The sequence below is a fragment of the Allobosea sp. 05T422_2 genome (assembly GCF_056396265.1).
On sequence record NZ_JBFTLD010000059.1, the window covers coordinates 13,725 to 29,595 of the forward strand.

Annotated in this window: 15 protein-coding genes; 9 read left to right on the top strand and 6 right to left on the bottom strand. The window is 65.3% G+C overall.

Features of this window, described 5'->3' with window-relative positions; genetic code table 11:
* Nucleotides 1-11: 11 nt before the first annotated feature.
* Nucleotides 12-1,139 carry a GTP cyclohydrolase II RibA gene (gene ribA, locus AC1DJT_RS13240; RefSeq protein ID WP_476768076.1) on the bottom strand — a complete coding sequence of 376 codons (1,128 nt, stop codon included), beginning with the start codon at nucleotides 1,137-1,139 and terminating at the stop codon, nucleotides 12-14.
* Between the two features lie 277 nt (nucleotides 1,140-1,416).
* Here ribA and AC1DJT_RS13245 point away from each other — a divergent pair, with 277 nt between their 5' ends.
* Nucleotides 1,417-1,998 carry a cytochrome b gene (locus tag AC1DJT_RS13245; RefSeq protein WP_441505154.1) on the top strand — a complete coding sequence of 194 codons (582 nt, stop codon included), beginning with the start codon at nucleotides 1,417-1,419 and terminating at the stop codon, nucleotides 1,996-1,998.
* A 10-nt stretch (nucleotides 1,999-2,008) separates the two neighbouring features.
* Here the strand turns inward: AC1DJT_RS13245 and AC1DJT_RS13250 are convergent, their stop codons facing one another.
* The 4 genes from AC1DJT_RS13250 to AC1DJT_RS13265 all read right to left on the bottom strand — a co-directional run bounded on the left by AC1DJT_RS13250 (nucleotide 2,009) and on the right by AC1DJT_RS13265 (nucleotide 5,366).
* Nucleotides 2,009-2,848 (bottom strand): SAM-dependent methyltransferase, encoded by an 840-nt coding sequence (locus AC1DJT_RS13250; protein ID WP_441505155.1) that lies wholly within the window; start codon nucleotides 2,846-2,848, stop codon nucleotides 2,009-2,011.
* Nucleotides 2,845-3,897 (bottom strand): glycosyltransferase family 4 protein, encoded by a 1,053-nt coding sequence (locus AC1DJT_RS13255; RefSeq protein WP_476768074.1) that lies wholly within the window; start codon nucleotides 3,895-3,897, stop codon nucleotides 2,845-2,847. Before AC1DJT_RS13255 ends, AC1DJT_RS13250 begins: the two co-directional genes overlap by 4 nt.
* Nucleotides 3,894-4,295: a 6-pyruvoyl trahydropterin synthase family protein gene (locus AC1DJT_RS13260; protein WP_113510869.1), complete on the bottom strand. Its 402-nt coding sequence runs from the start codon at nucleotides 4,293-4,295 to the stop codon at nucleotides 3,894-3,896. Before AC1DJT_RS13260 ends, AC1DJT_RS13255 begins: the two co-directional genes overlap by 4 nt.
* Nucleotides 4,296-4,358: 63 nt before the next feature.
* Nucleotides 4,359-5,366, bottom strand: coding sequence for a zinc-dependent alcohol dehydrogenase (locus tag AC1DJT_RS13265; protein WP_476834213.1), 1,008 nt, complete (start codon nucleotides 5,364-5,366; stop codon nucleotides 4,359-4,361).
* A 45-nt stretch (nucleotides 5,367-5,411) separates the two neighbouring features.
* Between AC1DJT_RS13265 and mdoH the strand changes: the two genes are divergently transcribed.
* The 6 genes from mdoH (at nucleotide 5,412) to AC1DJT_RS13295 (ending at nucleotide 12,416) form a co-directional block, all read left to right on the top strand.
* Nucleotides 5,412-7,232 carry a glucans biosynthesis glucosyltransferase MdoH gene (gene mdoH, locus AC1DJT_RS13270; RefSeq protein ID WP_441505158.1) on the top strand — a complete coding sequence of 607 codons (1,821 nt, stop codon included), beginning with the start codon at nucleotides 5,412-5,414 and terminating at the stop codon, nucleotides 7,230-7,232.
* Complete coding sequence (locus AC1DJT_RS13275; RefSeq protein ID WP_476831835.1) at nucleotides 7,229-7,987, top strand: FkbM family methyltransferase; 759 nt, start codon at nucleotides 7,229-7,231, stop codon at nucleotides 7,985-7,987. The genes mdoH and AC1DJT_RS13275 overlap by 4 nt, the downstream gene beginning before the upstream one ends.
* A 369-nt stretch (nucleotides 7,988-8,356) precedes the next feature.
* Nucleotides 8,357-9,337 (top strand): hypothetical protein, encoded by a 981-nt coding sequence (locus AC1DJT_RS13280; protein ID WP_441505160.1) that lies wholly within the window; start codon nucleotides 8,357-8,359, stop codon nucleotides 9,335-9,337.
* 173 nt (nucleotides 9,338-9,510) lie between these two features.
* Nucleotides 9,511-10,290 (top strand): 2-oxo-tetronate isomerase, encoded by a 780-nt coding sequence (gene otnI, locus AC1DJT_RS13285; protein WP_441505161.1) that lies wholly within the window; start codon nucleotides 9,511-9,513, stop codon nucleotides 10,288-10,290.
* A 3-nt stretch (nucleotides 10,291-10,293) separates the two neighbouring features.
* Nucleotides 10,294-11,298, top strand: coding sequence for a glucokinase (locus AC1DJT_RS13290; protein WP_476834214.1), 1,005 nt, complete (start codon nucleotides 10,294-10,296; stop codon nucleotides 11,296-11,298).
* 71 nt (nucleotides 11,299-11,369) lie between these two features.
* The gene (locus AC1DJT_RS13295; protein ID WP_441505162.1) at nucleotides 11,370-12,416 is read left to right on the top strand and encodes an acyltransferase family protein; all 1,047 of its coding nucleotides are present in this window, start codon (nucleotides 11,370-11,372) and stop codon (nucleotides 12,414-12,416) included.
* Here AC1DJT_RS13295 and AC1DJT_RS13300 read toward each other — a convergent pair.
* Nucleotides 12,413-12,781: a hypothetical protein gene (locus tag AC1DJT_RS13300; RefSeq protein WP_476768071.1), complete on the bottom strand. Its 369-nt coding sequence runs from the start codon at nucleotides 12,779-12,781 to the stop codon at nucleotides 12,413-12,415. The two genes, AC1DJT_RS13295 and AC1DJT_RS13300, sit on opposite strands and share 4 nt — an antisense overlap.
* A gap of 137 nt (nucleotides 12,782-12,918) precedes the next feature.
* Between AC1DJT_RS13300 and AC1DJT_RS13305 the strand changes: the two genes are divergently transcribed.
* Both AC1DJT_RS13305 and AC1DJT_RS13310 read left to right on the top strand, forming a co-directional pair.
* Nucleotides 12,919-14,724 carry an ABC-F family ATP-binding cassette domain-containing protein gene (locus tag AC1DJT_RS13305; RefSeq protein ID WP_441505164.1) on the top strand — a complete coding sequence of 602 codons (1,806 nt, stop codon included), beginning with the start codon at nucleotides 12,919-12,921 and terminating at the stop codon, nucleotides 14,722-14,724.
* 141 nt (nucleotides 14,725-14,865) lie between these two features.
* Entirely contained in the window at nucleotides 14,866-15,612 is a 747-nt protein-coding gene (locus AC1DJT_RS13310) for a glucose 1-dehydrogenase (RefSeq protein ID WP_113510863.1), read from the top strand.
* Nucleotides 15,613-15,871: the final 259 nt, after the last annotated feature.

The window sequence follows — 15,871 nt, forward strand, 5'->3', positions numbered from 1 at the left end:
TGCAGCCTCGATCAATCCGTCGGGGCGGCGCGAGCCATCAACGCGTCCATGTCGATGAAGTGACCGGCACGGTCCCGCTTGGAGGCGAGATAGCGGACGTTGTGGACGTTCGGCCGGCCGAGCACGCGCTGGGTTGCGGCGACCTCGAGGCCTGCAGCCTTGATCGCGCCGATCTTGAGCGGGTTGTTGGTCAAGGCGGTGACGCTCGTCACGCCAAGCTGCTTCAGCATCGTGGCGGCAAAATCGAAATGGCGCTGGTCGAGGTCGAAGCCGAGCACCTCGTCTGCGTCATAGGTATCCCAGCCCTGACTCTGCAGGCGGTAGGCGCGCATCTTGTTGGAGATGCCGTTGCCGCGGCCTTCCTGGTCCAGATAGAGCAGAATGCCACCCTCGTTCTCTGCCATCCACTGCACGGTCTCGCGCAGCTGGTCGCCGCAGTCGCATTTCAGCGAACCGAAGAGATCACCCGTCAGGCAAGCTGAATGCAGGCGCACGGGCACGGCCGTGTCGAGATTCGGCTTGCCGACGATGATCGCAACCTGATCGCGCAGGCCCTCGCCGCCGCGGAAGACGACGAACTCGGTCTCCGGCGCACCTTCCAGCGGCACCGGCGCCCGCCCAACGATCGCCAGCGATGCGACCTGTTCGCCCCGGTAGGCGTTGATCGCTTGAATGGTGACCTCGACCAGCGGCTCTCCGGCGATCTCGTCAGCTGCGACCGGAACATGGATCGTCGCTGGCAAAACCAGCGAAAGCCTGGCGAGCTCGATCGCGGCTTCGTCGAGCGAGCCGGCTGGCGCAACGGGCGCATCGACCTTGGCGTCGATCTTCAAGGCAAGGGTTTCGATCCGGGCAAGATCGAGCGTCGGCATCGCCAGGATGCCGGTCTCGCTCCGGCCCTTGGCTCCGAGCCTGCGCAAACGCGCTGCGCTGAGAATGAGGTGCGCTCGGCCGCGGGCAAGTTCGTCTAGACGCTGAGCCAGATCAGCGTCCGCGAGCTCCGCGGACAGAGCCAGAGCCAGATTGACGCCATCGCGCAAGAGCACCGGTCGGGCGGCGCGGAATTCGGCGATCGCACGATCGACCGTCACGAGGCTGGTTTCTTGCGAGCGGCCGAAGAGCGTACGCGACCTAGACATCGGCGACTTGGGCATCGAACTGTCCGTCAGATTGCACCGGCGAGCGGCGGAGGAATGTTTATTCTACGATCAGGAAATCGCTAGGGATGCGCGACTGACCCCGGTTTCGAAACGTTCCCGGGGGCAGACGGTTCCCGTTGCCAAAACCCTCACGTCGGCTGAACTTAGCAGCCATCCAATCTGTTGCCGCCAGCTGTATAGGAAGGTGAGATTGAACGCGAGATGAATGGGCGAAGGTAGCAGCATACCCAATCACAGGAAGCCATGGGAGAGCAGGGTGATCAGTCACGACGCCAAGGCCGCCAAATCGGGCATGGGAGAGATCTACAGCCCGGTCGCGCGGGGGTTCCACTGGCTGATCGTTGCGCTCGTCCTCGTGATGATCCCGCTTGGCCTGGCGATGACCTATCGCGGCAAGACGCTGGATATCTGGGATGCACTGACCAATTCTCTMTACAGCGCGCATAAGCTGATCGGCTTCACGCTGCTCTGGCTGATGGCCGGGCGACTGGCTTATCGCCTGCTGCATGGCGCCCCGTCCGACGAGCCGACCCTGCTGTGGTGGCACAAGGCCGGTTCGCATCTGGTGCATTGGCTGCTCTACGGCCTGCTGCTCATCGTGCCGATCCTGGGCTGGATCGGTGTGTCGCTCTTTCCAGCGCTGACGATCTTCGATCTGTTCGATCTACCGGCACTCGCTGCGCCGAACGAGGATATGGCGAAGAGGGTGCTCAATATCCACGGGTGGCTGGCGCTCGGCATGGCCCTGCTGATCGCAGCGCATATCGCAGCCGTGATCTATCACCGTTTCATCCGTAAAGACGGTGTGCTGCGGCGGATGTGGCCGGGATCGCGCTAGCCGACCCGCTTCAGACGGGCCGGGCCCAGAGGTCCTGATGGCCGACGAGCCCGGACACGGTCGCGCGCTTGGCCTCCAGCCAGTCTGCGACCGTGGCGGGGTCGACATGGCCGGTTTCGGTGACCGCCTCGGCGATGCCCTTGGTCAGGGCCTCCGCCAATTCGCGCTGGCTCTCGTCGATCAACCACGGACTTTCGCCGGTGGAAACCGCGAAGCCGGATTTGCGGAAAGCCTCGGCCATCGCCTCCGTAGCATCCGGTCCAGCGGCTGGACCAAAGCCTTTGTCGCTGTGCTGATGATGGTGGAAGGCCGCCAGGACCCTGGCGTCGGCGTCATGTTTCGGCTGCCACTGCTCGCGACCGTCATAGGTCAGCACCGTGTAAAGCGGGACGTTCTGGCTCACGAGTGCGGCGACGAAGCGTTCGAGCCATCGCTTCGAGGTGAGGTCGAACAGGGCTGCGGCGGTCACCAGATCGGGCTGCCAGCCCAGGACCCATTCGAGATCCTTGTTCAGGTCCGCCTTGCGGGTATCGACGGTGATCGTCTTGCCGCCCTTGCTCAGAACGAGCTCCTCGCCCTGCTCGCGGACGTCATCGGCCCAGGCCGCGAGGCGCTCGCGAGCGACGCCAAGCAGGCGCTCATCGAAATCGACGAGCGTCCAGTGCTGCCGGGCGGGTAGCGCGGAATAGGTACCGCGTAGGTTGGAGCCTGCGCCACAGCCGAGATCGACGATGGTGAGCGATGGACGGCTGGAGAAATGGGCGCCAACGGCTGCAAGCAATTGCGGGTTGCGTGCCGAGTGATCGGCCGGCTCGCGCAGKGCCAGCCAGTCTGGAGAAAAGCCGCTCATGCAAACACCTTTCGGCAGGTCTCGGCGACGATCGTCGCGGTGTCTTGCCAGCGAGGCAATGTCTCGGCCGCGGCCCAGGAGGCATCGGCGAGGCGCTTTCTGCCAGTCGGTTGAGCCAGAAGCTCCCTCAACGCCCTGGTCAATGCGCCGGCATCGCCGGGAGCAACCTTGATGGCGGCGGCATCCGGCACTGTTTCAGCTGCTGCGCCGCCGGTGGTGCACAGGATCGGCAGGCCTCGCGCCATCGCTTCGGTCAGCACCATGCCATATCCCTCGAAGAGGGAGGGCATCACGAAAGTGTCGGCCTTGTCATAAGCCTGCGCCAGCTCGGCCTCGCCGACGGCCCCCGCCAGCGTGATCCGGTCTTGAAGCCCGGAAGACGCGATCTGTGCCTTGAGCGCGAGCGTTGTCGCGGGTGCACGGTCGGCTGCGCCGATGATCGTGAGCCGCCAGGCAAGGCCCTGCAGCGGGCGCAAGGCCTCAACCAGGATGTCGTAGCCTTTGCGCGGGACGAGGGACCCGACCGCGAGCAGTTGCAGCGGCTCGTCCGGGCGCCCGCCGGCAGCACGCGGTGCCCGATCGACGCCGGGTTCCGCCACTGCGATGCGCCCGGCGGGGACTCCGAAATCGGAGACCAGAAGGCGCTTGGTCGCCGGACTCGTGACGATGATGGCGCTCGCATGACGCAGGGCGGCGGTTTCGCGCGCAATCAGCGCTCGGGCCTGCTCCGTTTCAAGTCCGGTTTCGAAGCCGAGGGGGTGGTGCACCAGCGCGACCACGCGACCGGCCAGGCCGGCTGCGATGTTTTCCGGAAAGGCTCCATAGGCCAATCCGTCGATCAGCAGGACGTGATCGGAAGGCTGTGACAGAAACAGCCGCCGGGTCTCGTCGAGAGCCTGCGGCGTMGGGTTTGGGAAGGAACCGGGGAGGGGGAGATGCCGCGCCGCGACGCCGTTCGCGCGCCATTCCCGCAGGAGGCGACGATCATAGCCGTAGCCGCCCGTAGGCAGGTCGATCTCGCCGGGGATCGCGAAGACGATCTCGCTCACGCGAGGGCGCCCTCATAGCTGGCGCGGGCGAGGTCGGTCTCATGTAAGGTGACGCGGATGCGGGACAGCCCGGCGCCGTCCTCGCCGAGGGCCCCCGACTTCGCGGCTCCAGCGATCGCGTCGAAGATGTATTTGCAGAGGAATTCGGTGGTGGTGAGCACGCCGGAAAACTGCGGCAGCGTATCGAGGTTCTGATAGTTCAACGGCTTCAGCGTCTTGTTCAGCACGTCGAGCGCGGCGCCGATATCGACCACGACATTCTGGCGCGTAAGCCGCTCGCGGAAGAAGGCGACATCGACCACGAAAGTTGCGCCGTGCATGTTCTGCGCCGGGCCGAAGAACGGATCGGGCAGCGAGTGGCCGATCATGATGCGGTCGCGGACTTCGACGGAAAACATTTGCAACTCCCTTGAGCCGGCGCGTCGGCAGGCTCCTGTCTTGGCCAACGCGCCTGTGTCAGGTCAATAGCGCAGCACTGCCGCAAGCCCGCGCCAATCTGCTGACAGCACGCCGGGAAGCTGCGCCGGAGCGTCGGCGAAGAGGATTTCCTGCGTGATCAGCCCGTCCAGACGTTCGTCGGCGAGGAGGGCCATCGCGGCCTGGGCGCGCCTGGCGTAGTCCCATCGGGAACGGCGCGAAGGTGAGACCTGCCCAACCTGCGAGGAGACGATCTGCAATCGCTTGGAATGGAAGGCGCCGCCGAGCGCGGCGGGCACAACGCCCTCGCCATACCAGCTCAGCTCGACGATGCGGGCCTCGAAACCGGCCGCTGCTATCGCMGTGGCAAGCCCTGGCGCCGAGGCGCTGGCATGGAAGACGAGATCGGCGTTCTCGGGGGCGGCGCCGGGCCGGGCGAAACCGAAGCCGAGCTGTTCCGCCAGCGTCGCGCGGCCGGGGTCGATATCGACCAGGGTCACATCGGCACCGGGCATCCGCGCCGCAATCCAGGCAACCAGCAGGCCGAGCACGCCGCCGCCGACGACGACGATGCGGTCGCCGGGACCTGATGCGGCATCCCAATGCGCGTTCAGCGCTGTTTCCATATTGGCGGCGAGCACCGCGCGGCGAGCAGGAACGGCATCGGGCACAACCGTTAGGCGTTCGCGCGGCGCCACGAAATGGCTCTGATGCGGATKGAGGCAGAACACCGTCTTGCCAATGATATCGGCCGGCCCGTCTTCAACCAGCCCGACGGCACAATAGCCATATCTGACCGGGAACGGGAACGCTCCTTCCTGGAAGGGCGCGCGCATGCGCTCGTGCTCGGACGGCGGCACGCGCCCCTCGAATACCAGGCGCTCGGTGCCACGGCTGATGCCGCTCCAGAGCGTGCGAACAAGGCAATCACCCGGTCCCACCGGGGGCACCGTAACGGTGTTCAGGGCGCATTCACGCGGCGCCACATACCAGAGGCCCATCGCCGTCGAACTTGCGCCGGCTGCGAATGCCGGCTTTAGCTCCTGCGCCATGTTGAGCAGACCCTCGCCTTGCACCATCGCATGACGGAAACCGCCATGAACCAGCGCCCCGCTCCGACCACGTTCCAGCCGGCGGCGCAAGAGGCAGGCGATGCGCTGCCGGGGCTGACCCCCGCCGGGCTGCAGACGATCGGCGTGCTGCGGGCCCGCCGACTGCTGGTTCTCGTGCTCAATCTCGTCACGCTCGCCGGCCTTCTCTTCGGGGTGTCGCGGGTGCTGGGAGCGGGCGGCTGGACGCTTGCCGATATGGTGATCTTCGTCGCCTTCCTGTTCGGCGCTCCCTGGACCGTGCTCGGCTTCTGGAATGCTGCAATCGGGCTCTGGCTGCTGCATGGGGTCGAGGACGGGCGCGAGCAGGTTGCGCCGTTCGCCGCTGACGGCGATGTCGCGACACCGTTGGCGGTTCGCACTGCAGTCTTGATGACCCTTCGCAACGAGGACCCCGCGCGGGCCTTCCGTCGCCTGCGCGTGGTCAAGCAAAGCCTTGACGCGACAGGGCAGGGCGGCTGGTACGACTATTTCGTGCTCTCCGACAGCAATGATCCTCGTGTCGCCGCTGCGGAGGAGGCGCTCGCCGAGGGGTGGGCGAGCGAGCTCGGCGAGAGCGGCCGGGTGACCTATCGCCGCCGGACCGACAATGCCGGCTTCAAGGCCGGCAATGTCCGTGAATTCTGCGAGCGCTGGGGCGATCGCTACGAGCTGATGCTGCCGCTCGACGCCGACAGCGTGATGTCGGGCGAGGCGATCGTCAGGCTGACCCGCATGATGCAGGCCCATCCGCGGCTCGGCATCCTGCAGAGCCTTGTCGTCGGCATGCCGAGCAGGTCGGCCTTCGCTCGGATCTTCCAATTCGGCATGCGTCACGGCATGCGCCCTTACACGATGGGCTCGGCCTGGTGGATCGGCGAGTGCGGGCCGTTCTGGGGGCACAACGCCATGGTGCGGATCGCGCCCTTCCGCGATGAATGCCATCTGCCCGTGCTGCCTGGCGGCCCGCCGCTGGGCGGGGCGGTGATGAGCCATGATCAGGTCGAGGCGACCCTGATGCGCCGCGCCGGCTATGAGGTGCGCGTGCTGCCGGAGGAGATGGGAAGCTGGGAGGAGAACCCCCCGACCATGCTCGAATTCGCCAAGCGCGATCTGCGCTGGTGCCTGGGCAACCTGCAATATCTCAAGCTGCTCGATCTGCCGGGCCTGAAGCCGATGAGCCGCTTCCAGCTCGTCTGGGCGATCCTGATGTTCCTCGGCCTGCCCGCCTGGACGCTGATGATCGCGTTACTGCCCTGGAAGGTGCTCGAGGATGGCAATATCGCCGGATACCCGGCGGGGCTCGCGGCTTTCCTCTACGTGATGTTCTTCACGATGTATCTCTCGCCCAAGCTGGCGGGCTTTGCCGATATCCTGCTGACCAGAGGAGGCACGAAGCGTTACGGCGGCACGGGCCGTTTCATCGCCTCGTCGCTGATCGAGATCGTCTTTGCCTTCCTGCAGGGAGCGGTCTCGACCTTTCGCACGACGCTGTTCATGATCGGCCTAGCCTTCGGGCGAGCGAAGATCGGCTGGAACGGCCAGTCGCGCGACGCACACGCGTTGTCCTTTGCGACGGCATTCGCAGGTTTGTGGCCGCATCTGCTTTTCGGGCTCTATATCTTCGTTACGCTCGCCATCTTGTCGCCAGCGGTGCTGCTCTGGTCGCTGCCGCTGACTGCCGGCTATGTGCTGGCGATTCCCTTTGCCATGCTGACCGCCGCACCGGCGCTGGGCGAATGGTTCGTCGCCCGCGGTCTCTGCGGTATCCCTGAGGATTTCGATGCTCCGGCCGAACTTGTCGCCATCCAGGCGGAGACGCACGCGTGACGGGGGTGACCTATCCCAAGGGTACGGCCAAGGCGATTGCGCGCTCGCTCAGGGTCTATCATCGTGATCGCGAACGCCACGCGGCAATGGATGCGCTCTATGCAAGTTTCCTGAAGCCCGGCGATCTCGCTTTCGATATCGGAGCCCATGTCGGCGACCGGATTTCCTCCTTCCGTCGGCTCGGTGCGCGGGTTGTTGCGCTGGAGCCGCAACCCGGCCCGGCGCGCGCCATTCGCCTCATTCACGGTCGGGATCCGAATGTCACTCTGGTACAGGCCGCCTGCGGCGACCGGGCCGGTACTGTGACGCTCAGGATCAACAGTGCGAATCCGACCGTCTCGACCGTCTCCGAGCAGTTCGTCGGTGCCGCCCGCGGCGCCGAGGGCTGGGCAGACCAGGTCTGGGATCGCCAGATCACGGTGCCTTGCACGACGCTCGATGCTCTGATCTCGCGCTATGGCGAGCCCGCCTTCATCAAGATCGATGTCGAGGGTTTCGAGGCCAATGTCCTTGCCGGGCTCTCGCGGCGGGTGCCGGTGATCTCGTTCGAGTTCACCACGATCCAGCGCGATGTCGCTGAGGGCTGCCTCGCGCTGCTCGAGACTATGGGGCCGTACCGTTTCAACGTTGCACTCGGTGAAAGCCAGTTCCTTGAACTCTCCGAGGAGGCCAGCGCCGAAGCAATGGGCGGCTACCTGCGTGATTTGCCGCATTCGGCGAACTCTGGCGATGTCTACGCTATCCTGCAGGGCTGAGCAGCGGGCATCGTCGCATTGCTCAAACTGCCGGCCCCCCGCCGGACCAGCACCGCTGCCGCAAGGAGACGAGCCGGCCCGGATGCCTGCCCTTCGTCGCCGCCAGGACGCCGAGGACGGAGTGGACCAGCCCGATGAGGAGCATCAGGGCTCCGGCCAGCAGAAGTTGTATTTGCACGCGTTCCCCGATGGCGCGAGTCAGCCGTGAACCACTGCCTGTCATCGGTTGAAACGACCGCCTGCTGAGCCTCCGTCTCTGCAGGCGCATGCTTTCATCGGCTGCCCGCACGCCCTAAGAGGGAACCAGCCAGCTTGCATTCATCAGGCCTTCGCCATGCTGGCGTCGAAAGCCGTTTTCGAAGGATGGTCATGTTCAGCCTCGCCCGCCCAATCGCTCTCTCGCTCTCTCTCCTGCTTCTCGCCGCGCCGGTGCACGCTGCGGGCGATGTCGCTGTCGAGGTGAAGAACGAGTCGGAGCCGGTGCTTTGCGCCGAGAAGGACAACGTCACGATCAAGGCGATCTCGCCTGAAGTGCGGCGGTTCCAGATCGAGGCGGCACATCCGGCCTATATCGCCGGGCTGGTCCGCGATAACTGGGACGCAGACTGGACCGCCTGCGATATGACCGGCGACCCCGTCTTCACCGCGCCGACACCGCCGCGCCGGGTCACCTTCTACGAGAGCATCGATTATTGGCTCGTCGGTTACACCTTCCCGACCTTCTGGCGGCCGTCGGACACCACTTTCAAGGTTGGAGACCGGGTCGAGAAGGGCCTGCATCTCGTGCAGCTCTGGAAGCTCGGCAAGGACAAATCCTATGAAGTCCTCGTGGTCTACCCGCAGGACGGCTACTGGCGCGCCCGGCCGATGCCGCCGCAACATCTCGGCTTCTCCTCCTACGGCTCATCCTTCCTGTTCGGACCGATCGAACAGGATGGCGCACGGCCGGTGGTGAACATCAAGGAGATCGAGTTCGACCCGAAGACGACCTCCTTCAAGATGAACTTCAAGGATGGCTCGGCTGCGACGCTCAAGCTCGACAGTGTCGACGAGAACCGCATGGTGCTGGATGCCGTGCTCGACAAGCCGGTTACCGGCGGCAAGGCCTTTGTGGCGCTGCGGTCGATGTACGTCACCGAGTTCAACAACGACGTCGCCCGCATCGCCATACGCGAGCCCGGAGCCAAGGGCTGGCGCGAGGAACTGCTGATGCCCTTCAGCGGCGGCAAGGCGAGCGATATCTGGATGGGCCGCACGACCCACTCGCGTCACAATACCTCTTCGCCGGACATGGTCTTCCGCAATTTCTCCAGGGATCCGAACCCGCCGGCGGCGCCTGCCAAGAAATAGCAGCGCTCCCGAGTTCCCTCGCGATGTCCCCGGGCCCGCTGGTCATCCGGGATGACTTCGCGACGAGGAGGCTGATCTCCCATCGGAACGCAAAGCTCCTCTGTTGCGTTCTCACATGACGCAGGGCGTGCAGCCCGATAGGTTGGCACGCGTTTCGTTTGCCTGAGGATGCCATGCCGCGTTTTGCCGCCAATCTGTCGATGATGTTCAACGAGTGGGAGTTCCTCGACCGCTTCAAGGCGGCCGCGGAGGCTGGCTTCGAGGCCGTGGAGTTCCTGTTCCCCTATGAACACCCTGTCGAGCAGGTGAGCCTTGCGCTGGCGGGGGCTGAACTCGAGCAGGCGCTGTTCAATCTGCCGCCKGGCGACTGGGCCAAGGGCGAGCGCGGCATGGCCGCCATTCCGGGCCGGGAGGCGGAGTTCCGCGCCTCCGTCGAAACCGCGTTGACCTATGCGCATGCCACCGGGGTCAAGCGCCTGCACATGATGGCGGGACATGCCGATCCCGTGGATCCGGCCGCCCAGGCGGCCTATCGTGCTTCGCTCGCCTATGCCGCTGACAAGCTCGCCGAGCATGGCATCGATCTCCTGCTCGAGCCGATCAACGGCAAGGATATGCCGGGCTATTTTCTCAATGATTTCGATGTGGCCGCGGCTTATGTCCGCGAATCCGGGCGGCCTAATGTCAGGCTGCAGTTCGATATGTATCACTGCGAGCTGATCCACGGCGACGTTTCGGGCAAGCTCAAGGCGCTCTATCCGCTGGTCGGCCACGTCCAGATCGCCAGCGCCAATGGCCGCCATGAACCGGACGCGCTTGGCCCGGATTATCCGCGTCTGTTCGCTGAACTCGACGGTCTCGGCTATACTGGCTTTGTCGGCTGCGAGTACCGGCCAAGGGCCGGGACGCTCGAGGGGTTAGGCTGGTTCTCCGACTGGAAAAAGCAGGCCTGAGCGATGCGCGCCGAGCCCTTTGCCTACCCGGTCCTCGTTGCTGATATTGGTGGGACCAATTCCCGCCTTTCGCTCGTGCAGCACGCCGGTGCACGGCCTGAGCCGCTGGCGCGTATCCAGACCGGCAGTTATCCGACACCAGATGCAGCGCTGGCCTCAGTTCTGGCATCTCTCGATCCACGCCCTCGCTCGGCGGTTMTTGCGGTAGCAGGGCCGCTCGATGGACGTACTGCCCAGCTGACCAATGCCAATTGGTATTTCGACGGGCCTGGCATGGCCGCCGAGCTTGGGCTGGTGCAGGGGCTGCTGGTGAATGATTTCGAGGCGCTCGCCGCCTCGCTCGCTGTCTTGAAGCCGCAGGACATGGTCACCTTGGTGCCGGGGCAGCCCGAGKCGGAGGGAGTGCGTCTCGTGCTCGGACCCGGGACCGGCTTTGGTGCGGCAGCTCTGGTCAGCCGGAATGGCAGGGGCGCATTGATTCCGACCGAGGCCGGGCATATCGGCGTCGGGCCCGAGGATCAGGCGGAGGAGAAGATCTGGCCGGCGCTGGCGGCCGGTCTGCCGCGCGTCACGGTCGAGGCGCTCTTGAGCGGTGATGGTCTGGTGCGCCTGCATCGCGCCATCGCCAGCGAAACAGGCATGGAGGAGGCGCGGGTCAGCGCCGCTGATGTGACGACACTGGCGCTCGACGGCAACCCTGCCGCGCTGATGGCGGTCATCCGCTTCTGGCGCTTGCTGGCGCGTGTTGCCGGCGATCTCGCCCTTATCTTCAAGGCGACCGGTGGCGTCTATATCGCCGGCGGAATCGTGCCGCGCCTCCTGCCGCTCGCGGGGAATGCCGCGCTTCATGCCATGTTCAATGGCAAGCCGCCGATGGAGGAACTTGCGGCGCGCTTCGCCCTGCACGTCATCACGGCACCGGACGCTGCCGAGCAGGGGCTTGCAGCCATTGCGGAATCTCCGGCCCGCTTTGGTCTCGACGACAAAGCCCGATTGTGGTTTCCGTGAACGGCGGGTAGCAGCTACGCTTCGCGATCAGCGCAGAGCGCCGCATTCTCTCGTCAGGGCTTTTCCGCTCCTTGTCCCAGCTCTATGGCATCCAGGTTCTGCGCGCCTTCGCGGCATTCATGGTCGCCGTGCATCACGTCCAGCCGGACGCGCTTGCTTTGGCCCAGCGCTCGGGTGCGAGTTTCACGCCCTCCCATCTCGTGCCCTGGATGGCTGGCGTCGATATCTTCTTCGTCGTCTCCGGCTTCATCATGGTGCATGCGTCCGGCGAGCTCTTTGGTCGCAAGGATGCGCCTCGCCTGTTCCTGACGCGCCGGCTTGCCCGCATCGTGCCGCTCTACTGGGCGGCGACGACGCTGTTCCTGCTGGCGGGATTGCTGCTCCCCGGTGCGCTCAATTCGGCTGCGCCCGATCTCGGGCAGATTCTGGCATCCTATCTGTTCTGGCCGGCCGTCTCATCTGCCGGTCTCGTCCAGCCCGTCTACTCGCTCGGCTGGACACTGAACTACGAGATGCTGTTCTACGTGCTGTTCGGCGCAGCGCTCCTCCTGCCGCGGGCCGCAGTCGTCCTGGTGGTGACGCTGGCGCTCGCGGTGCTGGTTGCGACCGAGGCTCTGTCTGGCCCCCTGCCATTGCCATTCGGCTTCTGGGGGCAGCCGATCGTGCTGGAATTCGCCGCCGGGATGGGGTTGGCCCTGTTGAGGCGGCAGGGCTTTCGGCTCACGGGTGGGCCGCGCTGGCTCGTTGCTGCCCTGGGCGTCGCGATCCTGCTGCTGGCAGCCTGGCTTCCCGGGGCAGACACGCCCTGGATGTCCTTCCTGCTGCGGGGTTCGGCTGCCATGCTCCTGGTCGCGGCGGCGTCATCCGGCAGCGGCAATTCGGCGCCATCGGCCCTTGTTCGCGGCCTTGCCGGTCTCGGCGATGCTTCCTACGCGCTCTATCTCGTTCACCCATTTGCGATCCGGGCGCTTCGCGAAATCTTTGCACGTGTGGCTCCGGGCTGGCCCGGCCTCTATGTCCTGACGGCACTCAGCGCCTCGGTGATCGCTTCGGTGCTGATCTATCGCTGGTTCGAGCGACCGGCGACGCGCTGGCTCAGGAAGCGGCTTGAGGCCTAATCGCGCTGCCGTTTCAGGCGCATTCCCTTCAAAGACTGGCCGACGATGCCGCCGGCCTTACGCCTCTCCTCGCGCTTGGCGACAATCGCCGTGACATCCTTCGGCTGCGGAAAATAGCCCCGCTCCATGACTTCGAGCGTGTATTCCTCATAGGTCAGGCCGAGCTCCTCGGCCCGCTCCTGACGTCGCAAAGCGATAGCGGGCGGCTTCTTCCAGGCCTTGCGCGACGCAAAGCGCCAGTCGAAATAGCGTCCGATCTCGCCCTTGCCCCATTCCGGCTGGCGCTGGGCCGTGTCTTCGAGCGGCGGGCCGCCATTGTCGCCGATCCTGGCATTGCGGGCTCTGCGGGAAGGAGGGCGGGTCACGGCAGTCTATCCATTAAGAGATACGTTTTGTATCCTATAATGGATATTGCATTGCGCAAGGGGCCGTGACGCCGTGGCGGAGTGACAGGCCGGGCGTGCCAGTCTATCCCGACCGCTCGACAATCAACGGGTATCGAATGGCTCCTCTGCTCCACCTGCGCGACGTCGCCCTGACCTTTGGCGGCCAGCCCCTGCTCGAAAGCGCGGAGATCGCAGTATCGCCGGGCGAGCGGGTCTGCCTGGTCGGCCGAAACGGCTCGGGCAAGTCGACGCTGCTCAAGATCGCGGCCGGGCTGGTCGAGCCCGACAGCGCCGAGCGCTTCCTGCAGCCGGGGGCGACTGTCCGCTACCTGCCGCAGGAGCCGGATTTCACCGGCTACAGGACGTCGCTTGCTTATGTCGAGGCTGGCCTCGGCCCTGGCGACGATGCCTACCGCGCCCGTTATCTCGTCGAGGAGCTGGGCCTGACCGGAGATGAGGACCCGGCCACCATGTCGGGCGGCGAGTCTCGTCGTGCGGCGCTGGCGCGTGTGTTGGCGCCGGAGCCCGACATCCTGTTGCTCGACGAACCGACCAACCATCTCGACCTGCCGGTGATCGAGTGGCTTGAACAGGAGTTGAAGTCGCTGCGCTCCGCCATGGTCCTGATCAGCCACGACCGGCGCTTTCTGACCTCGCTTTCGCGCGCGACGATCTGGCTCGATCGCGGCCAGACGCGGCGCATGGATCGTGGTTTTGGCGAATTCGAGGCCTGGCGTGACGAGGTGCTGGCGCAGGAGGAACTCGACCGGCACAAGCTCGACCGCAAGATCGCGCGCGAGGAGGACTGGCTGCGCTACGGCGTCAGCGCACGTCGCACACGCAACCAGCGCCGCCTCGGCGATCTCCATGCGCTGCGCGACCAGCGCCGCACGGCGCGCGGTGCGGTCGGTTCGGTCCGGCTCGAGGCCAGCGAGGCCCAGATGTCGGGCAAGCTGGTGATCGAGGCGATCGACGTCGCCAAGGCCTATGACGACAATGTTGTGGTCAAGAATCTCTCGCTGCGCGTGGCGCGCGGAGACCGGATCGGCATCGTCGGACCGAATGGCGCTGGCAAGACCACGTTGATCAACCTGCTGACCGGAGCGCTGCAGCCGGATTCCGGCAAGATCAAGCTCGGCGTCTCACTCGAAATGGTGACGCTCGACCAACGCCGTGAAAGCCTCGACCCGGCGACGCCACTCGGCGATGCTCTGACTGGCGGCGGCTCCGACCAGGTCATGGTCGGCGGGCAGCCGCGCCATGTCATCAGCTACATGAAGGACTTCCTGTTCCAGCCGATCCAGCGCGGCACGCCGGTTGGAGCGCTCTCGGGGGGCGAGCGCGGGCGGCTGATGCTGGCACGGGCCCTGGCAAAGCCATCGAACCTGCTGGTCCTGGACGAGCCGACCAACGATCTCGATCTCGAAACGCTGGACCTGCTTCAGGAGTTGCTGGCGGACTACCAGGGGACGGTGTTGCTGGTCAGCCATGACCGCGACTTCATCGACCGTGTGGTTTCCGCGACGCTGATCTCGGATGGGGACGGAATCTGGACCGAGTTTGCGGGTGGCTATTCCGACATGCTCGCGCAGCGTGGCCGCGGCGTCGGCGCGAAGGCGCGTGCTGTGGCGGAGAAGGCCGTTGCTCCAGCCGCCAAACTGGCTGCTGCCGCGACGGTGGCATCCAGCAAGCGGAAGCTMTCCTTCAACGAGAAGCACGCACTGGAGACGCTGCCGAAGCGCATCGAGGCCCTTCAGGGGGAGGCCGCCAAGCTCAACACGGCTGTCTCCGGCGATCTTTACACGCGCGATCCCAAGCTCTTTGCCAAGGCAACGGCCCGGCTGGACGAGGTCACACGCGAGATCCACCAGGCCGAAGAGCGCTGGCTGGAGCTCGAGATGCTGCGTGAGGAGATCGGCTAGACCCAGGGTCCTCCGGCCTGTCTGTCGTGCGATCGGGCCGGCCATAGGATTTCGGTATCCGGGCAATCGCAAAAACGCATTTTTGGCCGGCCGCAAATCGTCCCAATGTCATCACCTCAAAGAAGATCACGAGGAAACAGCATGAGACTGAAGGGCAAGACCGCGCTGGTTACCGGCGCTGCGCAAGGGTTCGGCTTCGGCATCGCCGAAACCTTCGTGCGTGAGGGCGCGCGGGTGGCTGTACTCGATATCAATCGCGAGAAGGCGCAGGAGGCGGCAAAGGCGATCGGCCGCAAGGCATTTGCCGTCGCGTGCGATGTCGGCAAGGGAAAGAGCGTCGATGCGGCGGTCGCGAAGGTGATCACCCGGCTCGGCAGGCTGGATATCGTCGTCAACAATGCCGGCATCAGCCACCGTAACCAGCCAATGCTTGACGTCTCGGAAGCGGAGTTCGACCGCGTCTTCGACGTCAACGTGAAGTCGATCTACCTGATGGCCAAGGCGGTCGTGCCCCATTTCCGCGAGCATGGCGGCGGGGTGATCCTCAATATCGGATCGACTGCGGGCTTGCGTCCGCGCCCCGGGCTGACCTGGTACAACGGCTCCAAGGGGGCCGCGAACCTGCTCTCGAAGTCGATGGCCGTCGAACTCGCGCCTGACCGCATCCGTGTCAATGCGATCGCGCCTGTTGCCGGCGAGACGCCCCTGCTTGCGACCTTCATGGGGGAGGACACTCCCGAGAAGCGCAAGGCTTTCACCAGCACGATTCCMTGGGGCCGTTTCTCGACGCCGCAGGACATTGCCAACGCGGCGCTCTTCCTATGCTCCGACGAGTCGGAAATGGTGACGGGCAGCGTGCTTGCGGTGGATGGTGGCCGCTGCGTTTGAGCGGTTTCCTCTGCCAGACCTCTGAAGGGCGCCGCCATGCGGAGCCCTTTGTCATTGCGCCGCGGCTCTCTCCATGGAGAGCGGGGCGTCAAACCGGCTTGGCGTGAAGCGCAATTTCCTGACGCATCCTGACGGTGCCGTCGGGCTCGAAGCCACGTTGCTCGACGCTGATCGAAGGAGCCTTGGCATCGCCCTCGATCTTGATGAGATGCCAGCTCGCCATTTCGCCATGACCGAGCGGCCCGATCGAGGCCGAGGG